General features: G+C 50.3%; 16 protein-coding genes. 11 read left to right on the top strand and 5 right to left on the bottom strand.

What is annotated here, in order from left to right; genetic code table 11:
* Window positions 1-395: 395 nt before the first annotated feature.
* A complete protein-coding gene (gene zigA / locus A7K98_RS12190) occupies window positions 396-1604 on the top strand; it encodes a zinc metallochaperone GTPase ZigA (RefSeq protein ID WP_087488807.1) in 1209 nt (402 codons plus the stop codon).
* 304 nt (window positions 1605-1908) lie between these two features.
* Here zigA and A7K98_RS12185 read toward each other — a convergent pair whose 3' ends face one another.
* Window positions 1909-2982, bottom strand: coding sequence for an XdhC family protein (locus tag A7K98_RS12185; protein ID WP_232461535.1), 1074 nt, complete (start codon window positions 2980-2982; stop codon window positions 1909-1911).
* A complete protein-coding gene (locus A7K98_RS12180) occupies window positions 2912-3967 on the bottom strand; it encodes a 2,5-dihydroxypyridine 5,6-dioxygenase (protein WP_087488805.1) in 1056 nt (351 codons plus the stop codon). Before A7K98_RS12180 ends, A7K98_RS12185 begins: the two co-directional genes overlap by 71 nt.
* A gap of 797 nt (window positions 3968-4764) precedes the next feature.
* Here A7K98_RS12180 and A7K98_RS12175 point away from each other — a divergent pair.
* From A7K98_RS12175 to A7K98_RS12160, 4 genes are read left to right on the top strand one after another with little or no spacing between them, the layout of a single operon-like run.
* Window positions 4765-5913 (top strand): FAD-dependent monooxygenase, encoded by a 1149-nt coding sequence (locus A7K98_RS12175; RefSeq protein ID WP_087488804.1) that lies wholly within the window; start codon window positions 4765-4767, stop codon window positions 5911-5913.
* Entirely contained in the window at window positions 5910-6728 is an 819-nt protein-coding gene (locus tag A7K98_RS12170; protein WP_087488803.1) for an alpha/beta fold hydrolase, read from the top strand. The genes A7K98_RS12175 and A7K98_RS12170 overlap by 4 nt, the downstream gene beginning before the upstream one ends.
* A complete protein-coding gene (locus tag A7K98_RS12165) occupies window positions 6728-7501 on the top strand; it encodes a maleate cis-trans isomerase family protein (RefSeq protein WP_087490487.1) in 774 nt (257 codons plus the stop codon). Before A7K98_RS12170 ends, A7K98_RS12165 begins: the two co-directional genes overlap by 1 nt.
* On the top strand, window positions 7494-8126 hold the full coding sequence (locus A7K98_RS12160; protein ID WP_087488802.1) for an isochorismatase family protein: 633 nt from the start codon (window positions 7494-7496) through the stop codon (window positions 8124-8126). The genes A7K98_RS12165 and A7K98_RS12160 overlap by 8 nt, the downstream gene beginning before the upstream one ends.
* Before the next feature lie 43 nt (window positions 8127-8169).
* On the opposite strand, the gene A7K98_RS12155 is transcribed toward A7K98_RS12160, so the two are convergent.
* Window positions 8170-9465 carry a solute carrier family 23 protein gene (locus tag A7K98_RS12155; RefSeq protein ID WP_087488801.1) on the bottom strand — a complete coding sequence of 432 codons (1296 nt, stop codon included), beginning with the start codon at window positions 9463-9465 and terminating at the stop codon, window positions 8170-8172.
* Window positions 9466-9515: 50 nt separating this feature from the next.
* On the bottom strand, window positions 9516-10832 hold the full coding sequence (locus A7K98_RS12150) for an MFS transporter (protein WP_087488800.1): 1317 nt from the start codon (window positions 10830-10832) through the stop codon (window positions 9516-9518).
* Window positions 10833-11345: 513 nt separating this feature from the next.
* Between A7K98_RS12150 and A7K98_RS12145 the strand changes: the two genes are divergently transcribed.
* The 6 genes from A7K98_RS12145 (at window position 11346) to A7K98_RS12120 (ending at window position 19706) form a co-directional block, all read left to right on the top strand.
* Entirely contained in the window at window positions 11346-11816 is a 471-nt protein-coding gene (locus tag A7K98_RS12145; protein WP_087488799.1) for a MarR family winged helix-turn-helix transcriptional regulator, read from the top strand.
* Between the two features lie 53 nt (window positions 11817-11869).
* Entirely contained in the window at window positions 11870-12409 is a 540-nt protein-coding gene (locus A7K98_RS12140; RefSeq protein WP_087488798.1) for a (2Fe-2S)-binding protein, read from the top strand.
* A complete protein-coding gene (locus A7K98_RS12135) occupies window positions 12402-15995 on the top strand; it encodes a molybdopterin cofactor-binding domain-containing protein (RefSeq protein ID WP_087488797.1) in 3594 nt (1197 codons plus the stop codon). Before A7K98_RS12140 ends, A7K98_RS12135 begins: the two co-directional genes overlap by 8 nt.
* A gap of 382 nt (window positions 15996-16377) precedes the next feature.
* Complete coding sequence (locus tag A7K98_RS12130) at window positions 16378-17646, top strand: nucleoside permease (protein ID WP_087488796.1); 1269 nt, start codon at window positions 16378-16380, stop codon at window positions 17644-17646.
* A 79-nt stretch (window positions 17647-17725) separates the two neighbouring features.
* Entirely contained in the window at window positions 17726-18745 is a 1020-nt protein-coding gene (locus tag A7K98_RS12125) for an ADP-ribosylglycohydrolase family protein (RefSeq protein ID WP_087488795.1), read from the top strand.
* Complete coding sequence (locus A7K98_RS12120) at window positions 18738-19706, top strand: PfkB family carbohydrate kinase (protein WP_087488794.1); 969 nt, start codon at window positions 18738-18740, stop codon at window positions 19704-19706. The genes A7K98_RS12125 and A7K98_RS12120 overlap by 8 nt, the downstream gene beginning before the upstream one ends.
* On the opposite strand, the gene A7K98_RS12115 is transcribed toward A7K98_RS12120, so the two are convergent.
* Entirely contained in the window at window positions 19703-20443 is a 741-nt protein-coding gene (locus A7K98_RS12115) for a GntR family transcriptional regulator (protein ID WP_087488793.1), read from the bottom strand. The two genes, A7K98_RS12120 and A7K98_RS12115, sit on opposite strands and share 4 nt — an antisense overlap.
* Between the last annotated feature and the right edge of the window lie 50 nt (window positions 20444-20493).

Here is a 20493-nt window from a genome sequence, read left to right as displayed (position 1 = left end):
AAGGCGTCACCGGAACTCTTCGGATCAAAATTGCCGGATAAACACCCGGCACATTGGCCCTGGCTGACTTGTTGAACGGGTTTCCATTTTGATTCATCCCCTTGCCTTATTACCGCAAGCCACCGCACAGATTAGTACGTTAATAACCCTGGTATGGCTCCCTCATCGTTGCACAGTGACGAGTTATCATTGAAATCTATCATTGAAATCTATCATTGAAACCTCTCATTGAAACCTCTCATTGAAACCCCTAACTGTTATGTTATAACATAACAATATGGCATGGCGATTATAGATTTCAGAATCCCCGGAATGCCGACCCCTGTTTATCCGGGGAGACTGAATTTGTCCGAACCAGAACCATGCAACATACATATATTTAGAGGAAGCTAACAATGTCAGATATTACACCTTCTGTGGCAGGTGACTCTCGTCTGCCTGTGACAGTGCTGTCAGGATTTCTTGGCGCAGGTAAAACAACGCTGCTGAACCATATTCTGAACAATCGTTCGGGCCGCCGTGTGGCTGTTATTGTCAATGATATGTCGGAAGTGAACATCGATGCCGCGCTGGTCAGAGAAGGCGGCGCGGAGCTTTCCCGTACCGATGAAAAACTGGTAGAAATGAGCAATGGCTGTATCTGCTGCACCTTAAGAGAAGATCTACTGCTGGAGGTGAAACGGCTGGCTGAGGAAGGGCGGTTTGATCAGCTGGTTATCGAATCTACCGGTATTTCTGAACCTTTACCGGTCGCGGAGACCTTTACCTTCGCGGACGAACAAGGAAACAGCCTGTCGGATATTGCACGGCTGGATACCATGGTCACCGTGGTTGACGGGGTGAATTTTCTGCACGACTACACCACAGCACTGACTTTACGGGATCACGGGGAGACTGCCGGGGAAGAAGATAGCCGTTCGGTAGTTGATTTACTGACTGAGCAGGTCGAATTCTGCGACGTACTGTTACTGAACAAGACTGATTTAATTGACCAGCAGCAACTGTTTCAGCTGGAAGGGATACTGAAAGGGCTGAATCCGCGAGCCAGAATCATTAAATCATCGTTCGGCAAGGTAGATTTATCGTTAATACTCAATACCGGCTTGTTTGATTTCGATGCTGCCGCTAATGCACCAGGCTGGTTACAGGAAATGCGTGGGGAGCATACGCCTGAAACCGAAGAATATGGTATCAGCAGTTTTGTATTTCGGGCCCGCAGACCCTTTCATCCGCAGCGTTTTTTCCAGGTCATGGAAGGTCAGTTACACAAAGTGGTACGCTCCAAAGGCTATTTCTGGCTGGCTTCACAGCCGGAAACTGCCGGCATCTGGTCTCAGGCTGGTGGGGTATCGCATTACGAAATGGCGGGTCGTTGGTGGGTAAATGTGCCTGAAGACCAGTGGCCAGATGATCCTGAATCACTGCAATACATTATGCGCTACTGGCTGGATGATATTGGCGATTCCCGCCAGGAACTGGTGTTTATCGGAATGGGTATGGATGAACCACGGATTCGTGAGCAGCTCAACGCAGCATTGCTGACCCCGCAGGAGATGGAATACCCGGCCCGATTCTGGACCGCCCAACCCGATCCTTTTGCCTGACAGAAAACCAGCACATCAGATACGGAACGGCCAGAGCTGGCCGTTCCGCAGGAGATTATTTTTTCAGTACCAGGCGGCCTTTTAACCGCCTCGCGCTGGCCAGGCAGGTCGGCCCGGCGGTTCAGATGAGTACAGGAAGCTGCGTCACCGTGTAAACTCAACGTTTTTGCATAACCTGACACGGCCAGACATCGTTTTCGTCCTGATTAAAGTATTCACTGTTCTGTATTCAGGGGAAACGGCAGCTTAGCTGAAAAAGTCTGGTATTGAATGGAATTGGGTAGTTTATGGAATACCGGTGACGTTAATTACAGGCATTCCTTATGCTGATAATTTGCGCCATGATTGAAATAGCAATTTCTGCCGGCGTTTTACTGCCTATTTTCAGGCCAATAGGGGCATGCAGTCGGGCAATACTGGCCTCAGAACACTCCATGATCTCTCTCAACCGCTGACGTCGTTTCTCACTATTAGACGCAGAGCCCATCGCGCCGATATAGAATGCATTGGTATTGACTGCTTCACTCACGGTTAAATCGTCAATGGCCGGATAATGGGTCAGTGACAATACTGCTGTGCCCGGGCCTGCACCATACAATTCCAGCCAGCGGGCAGGGTGCATATTGATAATTTGTAACTGAGAACTGGCCGGAAAATCAGCCATCAGCTGCCGGTAAAGGTCATCTCTGTGTTCGCAGATTCTTACGGAATAACCGGTCATCAGTGCCAGTCTGATGCATTCAAACGCCACAGGTGAATATCCGGCGATAAAAATTTCGGTGGCTGCTCCCACCGGTAAAATCACCTGCCGGGAGTCATAGATGAGCTGGCCCGGTACCGTGGTTATCGCCGCATCGGTAATGGTATAGCCTCGGCCAATACTGACTGTTTTAATCACCGGTGAGCCACCATTCAGTGCCTGTGATAACCGGGTAAGTTGCCGGTGATTTACTTCATCCGGCAAAATGTGTTCGGTAAGGACATCAAGACTGCCCCCGCATGGAAGTTCAACCGGCGGAGCCAGGCCCTGCCCTCCGTAGCGGACTATCTGGCTGCAGACCCGGAAATCCGGGCTCTCTAACCTTGACAAAAAATCATCCTCAATACAGCCGCCGGAGAGAGAACCGCAGAAGTCCCCTCCGGTATTCACTACCAGCATCGCGCCAGGAGGGCGGGGAGCCGAACCCCAGCTGTGCAGCACTGTACATAACCAGATCGATTGTTGTTGCTGCAGCCAGTTAACTGCCTGCTGCATAACACGTTGATCCAGTGAAAGGAACCCGTTGCTGGCTGGCATGGCCACAGACTCAGCAACCGGCGACTGATGTGGCAGGTGCGACGACATCACCCTGAGAGACCACCAGTAGATTATCGACACTGATATCGCATTTCCTGAGAGCAATATCCATATGACAAGGTGTTTTCCGTGTACCACCGACTTCGGTGTTAGGGCCGGTAGAAAACAGGAAATTCCCGTAAAAGGCGCGGGCATCCATGCACATACCGTCATTTCTGTCGTGCAGCCCCATTGCAGTCCACTGCGCCCTGGGTTGCAATCCCCAACCAATATGAGAAATTCCGAAAACTTCCGGGTCATTAAAGTAACGCATATAGTCACGGAGATATTCTGCTTCGAAACCCCCATGAATAGCGGTGACAAAACCTTTTTCGATTTCCAGAGTGATCTTTTCGCGGGCATAACTCTTGAACGGCAACAGTATATCACCGATATCCAGTGTCAGAATTCCTTCGGCCTGTTCTTCATTAGGCCAGGTAAACAAGAATCCACTTGGCCAGTGATCCCAGCGACCAGGTTTATCGGCAAAACCGTATTCTGTAACGGTCGGATACTGGCCTAAAGGTGCACGAAAATCGCTGCCAGCTGCTGATTTCACCGTCATCACGGAAGCTTTTTCGAGCACTGCCGCTGCCGCCAGTACTCTCTGTTTATCCTGTTCGGTCGGCAACATACGCGCCAGTACTTCCGGTGGCTCAACGGCCAACAGAATACGGGTACCGGTTTTCAGAATCTGTTCCTGCTCAGGAGAGTGTAACAACATCATGGTATCAATGATCAGATCGGCGGCTTCAAGGGCACGTTGAGCAGCCAGATTGCCGGTCAATGCAGTATCCCCGCAATATGCTGTCATATCATTACCCATGGCTTTGGGATGATTGAAGGAAGGCAGTTCGATTCCATAGACTTTCGCACCCAGCCTTAACGCTGCATCGGTTGCTGCCCTGACGGTACGTTGATCCGAATAATGGCTTTTCAGAATAGCGACACTCTGTGTGTTATCCACGCCGGATAACCGGAGTACCTGCTCAAACATTCTGGCAAATTCACTGTCATTCACTGCCATAAACTACCTCATTACAGTTATAGGATTAACCGGCACAGTAACTTGTGTCAGTAAAGCTAATAAAGTGAATACACTCTATTTACAGTTATATTCATGTTCAGCCTGGTAGCGCAAGAAAATCCCTCAGGAATAAGAAAAAGCTATGAGATATTGGCAGCTATGCCTGTTTTAAGAAGGTGTTTAAAAGTGGAGTTAGTAAACTACGGCTAAGGAAAGCGGGTGTTGATAGAGCAGGGCTTGTATAAATATAAAGTGATCACACTTAATATTGGTTGATTTCGACACTGAAAAGTCCCGGGGAGCACTAAAAAACTATATGCAGGGACTGATATCTGTGCTGGTGTCTCTGTGTTTTATAGTGCATCAGTCTGTATCTGATATTTATTATTTTTATATATATGAGGATAAGACTGGTTATTCGGAGATATATGCTGGTATTTAGCAAATTTTCCAGAGCTATGTATTTATTTTATTTCTGTGGGGCTTGCGGGTGCCCCGGTGTGGTGCGAAGGCTGAGATATAATGGTCGGTAAGCAGTTATTACGCTCTAAATTGATGCATTTATAAAGTTTCTTAAAACATATAAATAGCATTCCTTATCTGGTTTGTTATTTAAGTATATGATTTACATGAATTTAATTTAAATTTACTCCTGGTAATCTGATATCCCTCTGTAGTGCAGATCGAATAATTATAGTGTGTAGACTTTAATTTAAATTGCGGGTATACATTTTAATACGCGATGTAAGAGGTCATCTTGCGTTCATTGTGATTAAAAATGTATCCGGAGCACATTCATGAGCAAATCCAGAAAAATTGCGGTTATTGGCGCAGGGTTAGGCGGTGCAGCAGCAGCGCGTTTATTACAAAATGCCGGTTTTGATGTCGATGTTTATGAGCAGGCACCAGAGTTCTCACGTATCGGAGCAGGTATCCATGTGGGGCCTAACATCATGAAAGTGTTCCGTGAAATGGGGCTGGAACAACAGCTGGAAGCCATGGGTTGTGATCCGGATGCCTGGATAAGCCGCGATGGCAGCAATGCAGAAGTTATGGCCGAAGCCAGTGTTCGTGACTATGGTGCAACTTACATTACTGTTCACCGGGGAGACATGCATCTGTTGCAGGTGCAGAGCCTGGACCCGAAGAAGCTTCATTATGGGAAACAACTGTTAAATGTTGAACAGACTCCCGAAGAAGTCACCCTTTACTTCACCGACGGAACCACCGCCACGGCAGATATCGTGGTAGGTGCCGATGGAATCAACTCTAAAATTCGTGAAATTCTCTTGGGGGCCGAACCTCCGCTGTACAGCGGCTGGGTGGCACATCGCGCATTAATCCGTGGAGAAAAACTGGAAAAATTACGGGCTGAACATGAGCTGGATGACTGTGTTAAATGGTGGCACAAAGACCGCCATCTGATGGCGTACTACACCACGCGCGAACGTGACGAATATTATTATGTCACCGGTGTTCCACAGGAAGAAATGGATACCGGTGGACGCTCCTTCTTAGAGAGTGACCATCAGGCAATGTACGACGCTTTTGCCGAATTCCATCCGCGAATTCAGGCGATGATTGCAGCCAGCGAAGACATCACTATCTGGCCTTTAAATAACCGTAACCCACTGCCGGTCTGGAGCGATGGCCGACTGGTGCTGCTGGGCGATGCCTGTCATCCAATGAAGCCTCATATGGCACAGGGCGCGGGTATGGCTATAGAAGATGCTGCCATGCTGACGCGCTGCCTGCAGCTGGAAGGTCTGGAAAACTATTCGTCAGCATTCAGATTGTATGAATTAAACCGTAAGGACCGTGCCACCCGGGTACAGTCTGTCTCCAATGCCAATTCATTTTTAAAAGTTCAGGAAGATCCTTCCTGGGTTTACGGTTATGACGTCTATGCTGCGCCTATTCGTCGTACTGAGGAGGATAACGCATGAGTTCAACCTTTCTGTATGGCGCCAATCAGGCCCTGAGTTCAGTGCGACTTCACTATCTGCGTTACGGTGGCAAAGGGCAGCCATTGATTCTGGTGCCCGGTATCACCAGCCCTGCGATTACCTGGGGCTTTGTGGCTGAGCGACTGGGACAATTCTATGATACCTATGTGCTGGATGTGCGCGGCCGTGGCCTGTCTTCTACTGGTGAAGGATTAGATTATGGCACTGACGCCTGTTCACAGGATATTGTCGATTTTGCCAAATCACTGGGGCTGAAAAATTATGTCCTCGCCGGACACTCAATGGGAGCCCGCTTTGCTATTCGCAGCGCCACTCTGGACAGTGATGGCCTGGATAAGCTGGTGTTAATTGATCCACCGGTATCGGGGCCAGGACGCCGGGCTTATCCCAGCAAACTGAACTGGTATGTCGACTCTATTGAGCAGTCGCTGGCAGGGATGAGCGGTGAGCAGATGAAAGCGTTTTGTCCTACCTGGACCGAAGAGCAACTTCAGCTGCGGGCAGAATGGCTACACACCTGTTATCTGCCTGCCATTGTGAAGGCGTTTAATGATTTTCACGACGATGATATTCATCAGTATATTCCACAGCTATCGGTGCCGGCATTGCTAATGGTGGCTGGGAAAGGCGGAGTTATCCTGCCTGAAGATGAAGCCGAAATTCAGCAACTGAACGCGGGGGTGACGGTTGCCAGGATACCGGGTGCCGGGCATATGATCCCGTGGGATGACGAGGCGGACTTTTTCCGGGTACTGGGCCGTTATCTTAACTGTTCATTTCCTGAGGATGCATGATGACCAAAGTGTATAAAATTGGGCAGATTGTACCCAGCTCGAATACCACCATGGAAACTGAAATACCCGCCATGCTCATGGCGCGGCAGTTGATTCGCCCGGAACGCTTTACCTTTCATTCCAGCCGTATGCGGATGAAACATGTGAAGAAAGAAGAACTGGCGGCTATGGATGCTCAGTCTGACCGCTGTGCGCTTGAATTATCTGATGCACGGGTGGACGTGTTGGGTTATGCGTGTCTGGTGGCTATTATGGCCATGGGGCATGGTTATCATCGTGAGTCTGAACAGCGGCTGGGTAATATCACGGCAGAAAATCTGGCTCCGGCACCGGTAGTGACCAGTGCAGGGGCATTAGTTGATGCCCTGAAAATGATGGGCGCTCGCAAAATTACCGTTGTGACGCCCTATATGAAACCACTGACTGAACTGGTGGTGGATTATATCCGACATGAGGGCTTTGAGATTGTCGATTCGGTTGCGCTTGAAATTGCGGACAACCTCGAAGTGGCTCAGCATGATCCGCAGAAATTGCCGGCCATCGTTAGTGAGCTTAATTACCAGGATGCCGATGTAATTGTGTTGTCTGCCTGTGTACAGATGCCTTCCTTACCGGTAGTCGCGAAAGTTGAAGCTTTAACCGGAAAACCTGTGATTACAGCAGCCATTGCGACGACCTGGTCGATGTTAAATGCGCTGGGTTTAGAAACGATAGTTCCCGGTGCCGGAGCATTATTATCCGGCGCCTGGCCCGGGAGGGCGTCACATGACTAACAGTATTTCTGCGGCAGAAAATTACCAGGGGGTCTGGAATGGTCGTATCGGTTTTGGTCAAAAATCGGTATTGCTGCTGGTGGACTTTATGCAGGGTTACACGACTCCGGGTCTGCCGTTATATGCTCCGGATGTGGTCACGGCGGTAAATGTCTGCGAGCAGGTGCTGGCAATTGCCCGCCAGACAGAGACTCTGGTTATTCACACCAATATTCTCTATCACTTGCCGGATCAGATTGATGGCGGGATATGGGTACAAAAATCCCCGGTAATGAGGGCAATGGTATCTGGCAATCCTGCTGCTGAATTTTGTGAACAGGTGAAACCACTGACAAGTGAACTGGTCATTACCAAGCAATATGCCAGCGCATTTTTTGGTACCAGTCTCGCTGCAACGTTGACAGCGCAAGGCGTGGATACCGTCGTCATTGTGGGTTGCTCAACCAGTGGTTGTGTCCGTGCGACAGCGGTTGATGCTGTGCAACATGGTTTTCGGACTATCGTGTTACGAGACGGAGTAGGTGACCGGCACCGTGACCCACACGAAGCTAACCTGTTTGATATTGATAGTAAATATGGCGATGTGATCACTGCGCAGCAGTTTATCGATCATATGCAGTCATAATCCTGAGGAGAGGGTGAGCGCGACAGCGGTCACCCTTCACCTGTCAGTGATTATTCTGAGATGTTTTTCCGGAACCAATACTCATTATCTGGTAGATAATAATAGCAGCCAGGGTGGCTGTACCAATTCCGCCAATCGCAAAACTACCAATATTGACCGAAAAATTACCAGCCCCAAACACCAGTGTGACACCAACCGTAAACAGGTTTTTCGGCTCAGCAAAGTTCACCTGATTATCTACGAACAATCTGATCATCGCAGCGGCAATTAATCCAAATACGGCCACAGCCAGTCCTGCCAGAACCGGTGCCGGAATGGTATGCAGTAGCGCACCAAATTTAGGCGAGAATCCTAGTGCTATGGCGAAAAATGCCGCAATCAGGAAAACCAGTGTCGAGAACACCCGGGTCACTGCCATCACACCCATATTTTCCACGTAGGTGGTGACACCTGTGCCACCATTGAAGGCAGACACAATAGTCGCAATACCATCACCGATAAAGCCTCTGGCGATATAAGGGTCCAGATCCCGGCCAGTCATTGCGCTGATCGCCTTAATATGACCCAGATTTTCGGCAATCAAAATAAAGGCCACTGGTGCTATCAACACCATAGCCGATGTGCTGAATTGTGGATGAACAAAGACTGGCATTCCGAACCAGGGAGCCTGAGCCAGGGCCGAAAAATCAATTGCAGGCATCAGGCCAGACAGGTTACCAAACACGATGACACACAGATAACCTATGACTATTCCGGCCAGTATAGAAATCCGCCGTATCGAGGCCGGACCATAGGCAGAGATCATGGCTACAGAGAGTAAAGTTATCATCACGACCAGAATATGCATCCCGCTACCCTGAGCACCTTGCACTGCCACCGGTGCCAGATTAAGCCCAATAGCCGTACCCACTGCTCCGGTGACCACTGGCGGCATCAGTTTTTCAATCCAGCCGGTGCCGGTAGCACTGACAATACCCCCAATTATGACGTACAGGACGCCGGCCGCAATAATGCCTCCCAGTGCCAGCGGAATATCGGCATTGACGCCAGTACCTTTCCAGCCAGTCACGGCAAGGACCACTGCGATAAAGGAAAATGATGATCCCAGATAGGCGGGCAGCCGTCCGCCGGTGCAGATAAAAAACAGTAAGGTACCAATACCGGAAAATAGTATCGCCAGATTGGGATCAAAGCCCATCAGTAAAGGACCCAGAATAGTGGATCCGGACATGGCAAATAGGTGTTGAATACCCATGGTGATACTGGCGCCTGCCGGTAATCGTTGTTCCGGGTATACGGTGCTGTTGCGGGTCAGTGACCAGCGGGGAAAGTAGGCCATAGTGTGTACCGGGTGAGGGGAAATAAAAGCCGGCCGAAGCCGGCCATCAGTCAACGGTTGACCAGTTTTGCCGGCAGAGCAATCACCAGCAAACAACTCAGTAGCAGGCAGACCGCAAATACCCACAGGGCGTCACCACCACTGCCGGTATATTGCATCGCCAGCCCCATAATGGAGTTACTGACCAGCCCGGCGATATTAGCCACAGAACAGGCAAGTGCAAATCCGGTTGCGGCGGCGGTACCCTGTAAAAAGGTTCCCGGCAGGCTGAAAAATACCGGTACAGCACCGATAATGGCAAACTGTGCGACGGAAAACAGTAACACTGTGGCAAACACGTTATGGGTAAAGAACGTACTTGCCCCCATCGCAATGGCGCCAATGATAAAAGGGATAATGATGTGCCAGCGTCGTTCACGATAACGGTCTGAACTTGCCCCGAGGTACAACATGCCAATCAATGCAGCCAGACTCGGGATTGCCGTTAACATGCCGATAGTACTGATATCATGAACACCGGTATTTTTGATAAATGTCGGCATCCAGAAGCCCATCGCATAGGCACTGAGCAGGATAGAAAAGTCTATTCCGCCGAGCATCCAGACTTTCAGGTTGAAAAAACCATCACGAAAACGGTGACGTGCATGAGTCGCCTCGGCAGCATCTTTGGTCAGCTCCGCACTAATCTGCGATTTTTCATCCGAAGTCAGCCATTTTGCCTGGCCAACGGTGTCCGGCAAAACCCAGAACGTCAAAATACCAAGAATAACCGTCGGGATACCTTCCAGCAGAAACATCCACTGCCAGCCTTGCATCCCCTGATGGTGTGAGAATGCAGACATGATCCAGCCGGATAAAGGGCCACCGACAACCCCTGATAAAGGAAGTCCAATCATAAACAGAGAAATGATTCGGCTTCGGCGCCAGGACGGGTACCAACGGGTAAGATAAAACAGCACACCAGGCAGAAAACCTGCTTCTGCGGCACCTAACAGAAATCGCAATATATAGAACTGAGTAGCTGTCTGAACAAATAATGTCCCTGCAGAGAGTAATCCCCAGGTAATCATAATGCGCGCAATCCAGATTTTTGCGCCAACCCGCTCAAGTACCAGATTACTGGGTACTTCAAACAGAATATAGCCGACAAAAAACAATCCGGCGCCTAATCCAAAGGCCGCCTCACTGAGTTGCAACTGACTGGCCATTTCCAGTTTTGCAAGACCAATATTAATGCGATCAAGGTAAGCAGCCAGATAACAGAGGCAAAGAAACGGAATAATCCGCCACGTGATCTTACGGTAGGCCTGGTTGTTATTGGCTGCCGCTGACACTGACGTATTTACATCTGCAGGTGCAATGCTCATACAAAGTCTCCGGATAGTCTGTTCCGGCATTTAGCCGGTTCGGGTAATGGCTCCGGGAAGTTTTTAGATTCCCGGAAGGATTAAGGTCAGCCTGGCCGGTTGCGATATGTCCGGGGGCGTTCACTAAACAGACACCTGCAACATTCAGGCCAAAATAAAGTGAGTACGCTCTAATGATGAGGGTTGTCAGTCTGTGTGCAAATATTCAGGATGATGAGTAATGATAACCAGACATAATTGCATCATTATTGTGCGAACACCTGATGCTACTGCCATCAGGTTGTGCGAAAGCAATCCCGGCGGAGAGGTTATTCGCTGTGAAATCCCGTCCGTCAGACCGGAAGTAAACTGGCCTGAAAATTGCAAAGTAATCCAATAATAGTGTAGGCACTAAAAATGAATATCAGGGGAAGTCATTGTTTAACCTCAGTGACTGATAAAGAAAACGTTTGCGGGTTGCTGACGATCAGCTAAAGTCATTTCCAGGATTATCGTGAACCAGGAAACAGATGAATGGAAAAACAGCCCCTTACTGACCCTGCGGTTGATGACTACTTTTTTACTGCGCAGGTCGGGCACTTGTTGCGCAAAGTTTATCAGCGCCACCAGGCGATATTTCAACAAAATATCGGCGAGGCGCAACTGACGGCGGTGCAGTTTATTACCCTGTGCGCACTTCGGGAGACCGGCCCTTGTGCACAAACAGATCTGGTCAGAATGACTGCGGTTGACCAGGCCACTATTCGTGGGGTTGTCGATCGACTGAAAGCCCGGGGCCTGATTGCGGTCACCCAGGACACTCAGGATAAGCGAAAAGTTATTTTATCACTGACTGATGAAGGCACTGCACAGGTCGGTGACACTATTCCGCGGGCCCGTCAGGTAACGGAATTAACCTATGGCAGGCTCAATGCTGCCGAGCGTGTCGCATTGGATTTTTTGTTAAAGAAAATGCTGGAAGACGAAGAATCACAAATGACCTGAGGTGACATCGCGCACTTCACCTCAGGTCTGGCAGGAAAATGAGGTGAGGAGCGATGGAAAGTAAAATAAATGAGACCGGGGCACCTGCATTACATAAAACGTTGCAACACTTCGATTTACAGGTAAATGGTGAGACGCGCAGTGTCAGTGCTTACAAAGACAGTTCGCTGCTGCTGGTCCTGCGTAATGAGTTGTCACTTAACGGGCCTAAATATGGTTGTGGGCTGGGAGAATGCGGGGCCTGCACCGTACTGATTGGCGGCATTGCTGCCCGTTCCTGTGTAATCCCTGCCTGGGGTGTTCGTCAGCGGGATATCACTACTCTGGAAGGCTTGGGTAACCGTCAGTGTCTTCATCCGGTTCAACAGGCTTTTATTGATAAACAGGCTGCACAGTGTGGTTATTGTCTGAATGGCATGATCATGACTTGTGCCGGTTTGTTGAATAACAACCCGAACCCTGATGAACAGCAAATCCGCCAGGCACTGTCCGGTAATCTCTGCCGTTGCGGTACTCATCTTGAAATTCTGCAGGCAGCCAGACACGCCGTTATCCTTTGTCAGCGAGTGGCGGAGGACAATACCGATGAGTAATCAGCATTTACCGACCCGGCAACAGTTGCTGGAAAAAGAAGGTGTGTTACTGATCGTCGATCAAATTCAGCCTCCGGCCGGACTGGTGCCTAAGGGACGGCAACCGGTTCTGAAACCGAAAGAGCTGGGGCTGTTCATTGCCGTTTGTGATGACGGACAGGTGCTTGCATTTAATGGTCATGTCGATTTAGGGACAGGGATCAAAACTTCGCTGGCGCAGATTGTCGCCGAAGAACTGTATCTGAGGATGGATCAGGTCTCGATGGTACTGGGTGATACCCAACGTGCTCCTAACCAGGGGGCAACCATTGCCAGTGCTTCTATTCAGATTTCTGCCGTTCCGCTTCGTCAGGCTGCCGCTGAGGCCAGACTATGGCTGCGCCACGAAGCCGCCCGCCGGTTGTCTGTCGAACCACAACAGTTAATTTTGCTCGACGGAGTTTTCTCAGTCGCAGAAGAGGGCGCTGAAAGACGCAGCCTCTCGTTTGCTGACTTAGTCCGCGGTCAGCATATCCGTATAACCAACAGTGGCCAGGCACCCCTGAAGCCTGCTTCCGAATATCGTATTGTTGGTGAGAGTACCGCCAGGGTCGATATTCCGGGCAAAGCCACTGGTGAGCTGACCTGGGTGCAGGATATGCGTGTGCCCGGCATGCTGCATGGCAGGGTCATCCGGCCGCCGTATGCCGGTTTTGACAGTGGGGCATTTGTCGGACAGTCGCTAATCGATATTGATGAATCTTCAGTTGCACACATCGAAGGGCTGATTTCAGTGGTACGGATAGCTGATTTTGTCGGGGTGGTGGCTGAACGTGAAGATCAGGCTGAACAAGCGATGTACAGTCTGAAAATCCGCTGGAAGCAGTGGCAGCAAGCTATTCCGGATATGAGTGATGTCGAACAGGCTATCCGTGATAATCCCCGAACCTCGCGGGTGGTTCATGATACCGGTGAGGTAGATGCCGCACTTGCTTCGGCTGACCGTCGGCTGACCCGTCGTTATCTTTGGCCCTATCAGTTGCATGGCTCTATCGGGCCTTCCTGTGCGGTTGCCGATTATTCCCCGGACCTTATCAGTGTCTGGTCCGGGACCCAGAACCCTCATGTGTTACAGGCAGATATTGCCTGGCTGCTGGAGTGTGAAGAGTCGCTGATTGAAATTAATCGTATGGAGGCGGCGGGCTGCTACGGACGTAACTGTGCTGATGATGTCGCGGCAGATGCGGTATTACTATCACGGGCCGTCGGGCGTCCGGTCAGAGTGCAACTGACCCGGCAGCAGGAACATCTTTGGGAACCGAAAGGTACTGCGCAATTAATGGAGGTAGACGGCGGACTGGATGAAAACGGCCATCCGCTGGTCTACGACTTCAAAACCTCCTACCCGTCAAACGGCTCTCCCACGCTGGCGCTGTTACTGACCGGACGTGTCGACCCGGTGGCCCTGGCTTATGAAATGGGGGACCGAACCTCAATACCCCCGTATGACTATAAGCATATGCGGATAACTATTGAGGATATGGCGCCACTAATTCGTGCATCGTGGATGCGCGGGGTATCTGCACTGCCAAATACTTTTGCCCATGAATCCTACATGGACGAACTGGCAAAAGCCGCCGGGGTAGACCCGGTTGAATATCGTCTGAGATACATTAAGGATGAACGAGCCGCCGAACTGATGAAGGCCACAGCCGGGCGTGCCGGATGGCAGCCGAAAGCCACCGGCACAGCGATTGTACCGGATGAAAATGGCATTCTTCGTGGACGCGGATTTGCTTATGCGCGTTATATTCACAGTAAATTCCCCGGATTTGGAGCCGCCTGGGCCGCATGGGTGGCGGATGTTGCTATCGATAAAAAATCCGGTGAGATTGCGGTTACCCGGATTACGGTAGGTCATGATGCCGGAATGATGGTTAACCCGGCCGGGGTTCAGCACCAGATCCACGGTAATGTTATCCAGTCGACAAGCCGGGCCTTAAAAGAAACTCTGACGTTTGAAAATTCCACGATTGCGGCAAAAGAGTGGGGAGCCTATCCGGTACTTACTTTTCCGGAAGTGCCGGACGTAGATGTACTGATGATGCCCAGGCCTTACGATCCTCCGCTGGGTGCCGGTGAGTCAGCTTCTGTACCCAGTGCAGCAGCTATCGCCAATGCGGTGTTTGATGCCACCGGCATCCGTTTTCGGGAATTACCGATCACATCGGATCGGCTGCGTGAAGCTCTAAACGGCCCCGATCCTCAGCCGCAAATTGCCCCTCCGGCGAAAGCGCCGTTAAAAAATACCCGCCGGAAATGGCTGTTTGGAGGAGTTACCGGACTGGCCGGGGCAGCGGTTGGCCTGGCGATTAACGCAATGCCGTGGCGAATGGCTATTGCCCCGGTTGAAACGCCGTCTGCGGGCACCTGGTCAGAGGCGACGCTTGAGCGTGGGCGTCAGGTCGCCGCTGCCGGAGATTGTGCTGTTTGCCATACGGCTTCAGAAGGTGCGGTTAATGCTGGTGGATTAAGGATGGATACGCCGTTCGGTGCGCTCTATTCTACGAATATCACCCCAGATCCCGATACCGGGATTGGTAACTGGTCATATACTGCCTTTGAAAGAGCGATGCGGGAGGGAATTAGCCGCGACGGGCATCATTTGTATCCGGCCTTTCCTTATACATCATTTCGTAAAATCAGTGATGGGGATATGCAGGCGCTCTATGCCTGGTTAATGTCCCGGCCGGCGGTTAAACAAACACCGCCGCCTAATGAAATGCGTTTTCCGTTTAGCTTCCGGCCACTGATGGCTGGCTGGAATGCGATGTTCCTGGGTCGTGGGGAATATCAGCAGGATACAACGCAAAGTGCCGGGTGGAACCGCGGAGCTTATCTGGTCGAAGGGGCTGGTCACTGTGGTGCCTGCCATTCACCAAGGAATCTGTTAGGGGCCGAAAAATCGGGTGCCAGTGCCTTATCGGGTGGCTGGGTCGATGGCTGGGAAGCCCCGGCACTGAACCAACTGAGTCAGGCGGCGGTACCCTGGACTGAAGAAAGCCTCTACCGGTATCTGAGTACCGGGCATGACGCCGGTCATGGTATTGCTGCAGGACCTATGGGACCGGTAGTCAGCCATCTGGCGACCTTACCTGAGAGTGATCTCCGTGCGATGGCCCATTATCTCAGCAATATCAATGGCCAGACTTCACCACGCCCGCAGCCAGCCAGTGCTACCTCTGCTGTCGCATTTTCTACCGGTAATGCGATTGCCGGAGAGCGCCTGTTTAACGGTGCCTGTGTGGCTTGTCACAGTGCTGCACAGGGAGGGCCAAAGTTGTTTGGTGTCAGTCCGGATTTGTCGAAAAGCAGCAGTGTTTTCAGTAGTCAGCCTGATAATCTTTTACAGGTTATATTGCAGGGTATTGATAAACCCGCTACCGACGGACTGGGCTATATGCCGGGTTTTGCCGGCAATATGAGCGATAAACAAATTGCTGATATTGCCGCATTCCTTCGCCAGCGATATGCCAGTAATGAGCCAGCCTGGGAAGATTTACCCGCCCGTGTCGCCAAAGTGCGTGCCAATCCAGGCAGTCATTGATTCGCTAAGCAGCGTCCGCTTTTCAGTTGATGAATAGCGGGTGCTGCAGATTCCTGAATAAAGGATGCCATCAACAATGCTCATCCTTTTGTCACACGGTTTACAACTGTGGGTTTACTGCTGCCCGCAGATTCGCAACCTTTGCTCAGAGTAAAATCCTGTCATTGTTAGATTAAATCTACATATCACTATAAATATTTCAATTATTGGTTTTTATTGCTGCTAACTGGAGGTTTATTGTTTCATATGACTGTCAGTGTATTTTTTATCCCGATTAAATTTGTTTTATGTTCTAATGGTATTGCTAAGGTATTACATTGGTTTTATAAAGATTGCATCCGGTAACCGGTTGGACATTCACCAACAGCAGGGGAGTAATGTGATGCAAAGTAAAATTCCTAAGTTATCAGTCATGATGTTTCTGGAATGGTTTATCTGGGGAGCCTGGTTCGTTCCGTTATGGGCTTTTCTGAGCAGTCACGGGTTCACTCCTGTGCAAATTGCCTGGTGTTATGCCTGCACCTCGATAGCAGCGATTATTTCACCAGTGATAGCTGGTGCATTGTGTGATCGCTTTTTTCAGGCGCAGAAAGTATTGTCATTTCTATGCATTGCCGGTGCGATACTGATGTATCTGGCAGCGCAACAGACTCATTTTTCTTCATTTTTTCCATTGTTGCTGCTCTACGCATTAACCTATATGCCGACCATTGCGCTGACAAACAGCATCGCGTTTAGCCACGTTAATCGCGTTGACACAGACTTCCCACGCATTCGGGTTATGGGAACACTTGGCTGGATAGCCTCAGGCATCGTCTGTGGTTTTCTGCCCTCGATGTTGGGTTATGGTGATATTTCATCGACAAACATTCCGCTGTTAATTACTGGCATCAGTTCTCTGTTGTTAGGCCTGTTTGCACTGGTATTACCTGCGACCGAACCGAAAAGCAGTGGCAAATTTAGTTTGCGTGAGGCTATGGGCATTGATGCCCTCAGATTACTGAAAGATCGTAGCTTTTTGGTGTTTTTCATCTGCTCCTTCCTTTTCAGCATGCCACTGGCGTTTTATTACATCTTTGCCGAAGGATTTCTGACTGAAGCCGGGCTGGCCCACGCAACTGGCTGGATGACACTGGGACAGCTCTCTGAGATCTTTGGATTACTGGCGATGCCATTTTTTATCAGACGCTTTGGCATCGGTAAGGTGCTGTTGCTGGGGCTGGTGACAGCCGCGATACGATACCTGTTCTTCGTCTTTGGCGGTGATCAGAATAGTTTTGCTATTGCTTTGTTGTTTATGGGTATTTTACTGCACGGTGTCAGTTATGATTTTTACTTTGTCACCGCCTATATCTATGTCGATAACAAAGCCCCGGTGGCAATGCGTAATGCAGCGCAGGGCCTGATAACGCTGGCCTGCCAGGGTATTGGTAGCTTACTGGGATATCGTTTAGGCGGCTATCTGATGCAGGAGCTGTTTGCCTATAAGACGCCACAACATGGCATGACATTTAACTGGTCAGGGATGTGGTTGTTTGGCTGTCTGATGATAGTTGTCATTACTGCCGTATTTATGTTGTTTTTCCGTGACGGAAAACAATCAGCAACGTCTGCCGCTGGCAGTACATTGCCTGCCGGTGAGAACAGCTAGCGTGATGGCAGTATAGGTGATGGCAGTAAAAGAAATTTTTACTGCCGGTTTTTGAATAATCACAGGGTAAGGATAAAACATGTCTGCAAGTCGTGAGCAACGAATTCTGGGAGCATTTTACGGACAGGCCTTGGGGGATGCGATGGGCATGCCTTCAGAATTATGGCCTCGCAGCAGGGTAAAAGAGTACTTTGGCTGGATAGATAAATTCCTGCCGGGCCCCGCAGAGAATAATGCAGCCTGTTATTTTGGGCGTGGTGAATTCACCGACGATACTTCGATGGCTCTGGCACTTGCCGACGCGATTATCGAGTGTCAGGGCGCTATTGTCCCTGAAGTGATTGGCCGGAATATTCTGCGTTGGGCCGAAGATTTTGATGCTTTCAATAAAAACGTGCTGGGTCCGACCTCAAAAATTGCCCTGAATGCGTTAAAGCAGGGTAAACCAGTGAGTGAACTGGAGAATAACGGGTTGACTAATGGCGCGGCGATGCGGATATCACCGTTGGGCTGTCTGCTGCCGCCAGGCAATGTGTACCATTTTATTGAGCAGGTGAAACTGGCTTCCAGCCCGACGCATAAATCGGATGTGGCTGTTGCCGGAGCAACGGTAATTGCCTATGCGGTGTCACTGGCGATTGAGGGGGTTAGCTGGGAAGCTATTTGTGATCAGTTACCCGCAGTGGCAAACCTGGCTCAGCTTGACCGTGTTACCACATTTAGTCCGTCAATGGCTGCAAGAATCGAGCTGGCTTTGAAGACAGTGCAACAATCCATCGGGGTTGAAAGTGCGATGGAACAGATTTACCAGTTGGTAGGCGCCGGAACCAGCACCATTGAGTCAGTCCCGGCAGCGATTGCAATGGTTACTCTTGCCAATACCTGTCCAAACCGATGCGCGGTCCTTTGTGCTAATCTCGGCGGTGACACCGACACTATCGGTGCAATGGCTGTGGCAATATGCGGTGCATTACAGGGAATAGACAGTGTTGACCCTCAGCTGAAATCTGAGCTTGATCAGGTAAATCAGCTGGATTTTGCGCATTACAGTCGTGAATTTTACCGGCTGAGATGCGCTTTTGAGGTGAACAATGGCTGACGGAATAGTGACCCCGCCGTTAGTTCAGCAACATCCGGTGTGCATTATCGGAGCCGCTGTGGTTGATGTTATTGCCAGTGTGCCGGCATTGCCACAACGAGGCGGCGATTTGGCGTTGACTCAACAATCTGTCACTGCCGGAGGTTGTGCCCTGAATGTGGCACTGGCTTTACACCGCCTGGGCATCTTAGCTGTTAATGCGTTGCCGGTTGGAGAGGGCGTCTGGGCCTCTGTCATCCGCCAGAGGCTTCAGCAGTATGGTATTAAAACTGCAATTGAGATTCCCGCTGCGGATAATGGCTGGAGTCTGGCGATGGTTGAACCAGATGGTGAACGTACTTTTATGTCAGTGGCGGGTGTCGAAAATCGCTGGACACCTGAAATACTGAATGCACTTACTGTGGCAGAGGACTGCTGGATCTATTTATCCGGGTACCAGCTCATCCATGCTGCGGGGGAAACTCTTATTCGCTGGCTGGAGCAAAGGCAAATTAAGCAACGGATCTTCGTCGATTTTGGTCCGGGGCTTGCAGATATCAGCCATGATCACTTCCGGCGTATTATGGCGTTACATCCGGTGATTACAGTGAATCGTCAGGAGGCCATACTATTATGGCAACAGCTGCATCTGAATGACAAAAAATATACCCCCGCAGCCCTGATGGACTACTGGCAGCAAGAGGTTGCCGGTACGCTTATTCTCAGGCTGGATCAGGAAGGGGCAGGGTATTGTTCTGATGATCAGCGGGGCTGGATACCGGCGGCACAGGTTGATGTCGTAGATACTATCGGAGCAGGAGACAGCCATGCGGGAGCTATGCTGGCCGGGCTCTGTTGCGGTTGGGCATTATGTGATGCTGTCAGTCTGGCGAACCGGGTTGCCGCCTATGTCGTGTCACAGCGCGGTGGTGATTGTGCGCCTACGCTCAGACAACTGAATGAATTTATCACCCGCAATTAACCGGTGATAAATGCATACATATCGCCACGGCAATAACTGATGCTGTACTCGACAGGCTGACCGTCGGCGTTAAGCGCTAATTGTTTTATCACTAACACTGGAATGGCCGCGGACAGTGTAATTTGTTGTTGGAGTGCGGCATCAGGCATCCGGGTTGTCACCCTGCTCTGCGTTTTTGCAGGGAAAATACCGTGTGACCGCAAATAGTCGTACAGTGAAATGCCGATATCGTCAGGATTATCGATGAGCTCAGCTGGAATGTAGGATTCATCAAGTGAGACGGCTTGTTTATCGACATAACGGATACGTTTGAATAAAAACACCTGGCTATTTACCGGAACCTGCAACTGACGGGCAATATCAGCAGGGCAGGCAATTGCGCTCTTATTAATCCACTCAGTGTCGGGTTGTTTTCCAAGAAGAACCGCCTGCTGTGATAACCCCTGTGGTTCCTGTAAAGAATATTCCAGCTGACTGCGAATCTGAGTACCGTAGCCGCGCGAACGCCAGATAATACCTTCCTGTTCCAGTAAGGTCAGTGCTTTCCTGACGGTGATCCTCGAAATATTTAATCGCTGGCTGAATTCACGTTCACTCGGTAAGAAGTCATCCTGCTGCAAATCGCCCTGACGCAAAGCCTGTTTAATTATCCGGGCAAACCGTTGATAGAGCGGCGTTTTATCGTTGACGGCCAGTTGTTGCTCCAGTCTGACCAACAATGCAGAGTAATCTTTCATAAGTCCGTTTCTTAGGGAAGGGGCTTCGTCAGTATAGTCTTAAAGCAAGG

The organism is Tatumella citrea (assembly GCF_002163585.1).
Lineage (GTDB): Bacteria > Pseudomonadota > Gammaproteobacteria > Enterobacterales > Enterobacteriaceae > Tatumella > Tatumella citrea.
Note: the sequence above shows the minus strand (reverse complement) of the source record. Positions and strands in the feature narration are given on the sequence as shown.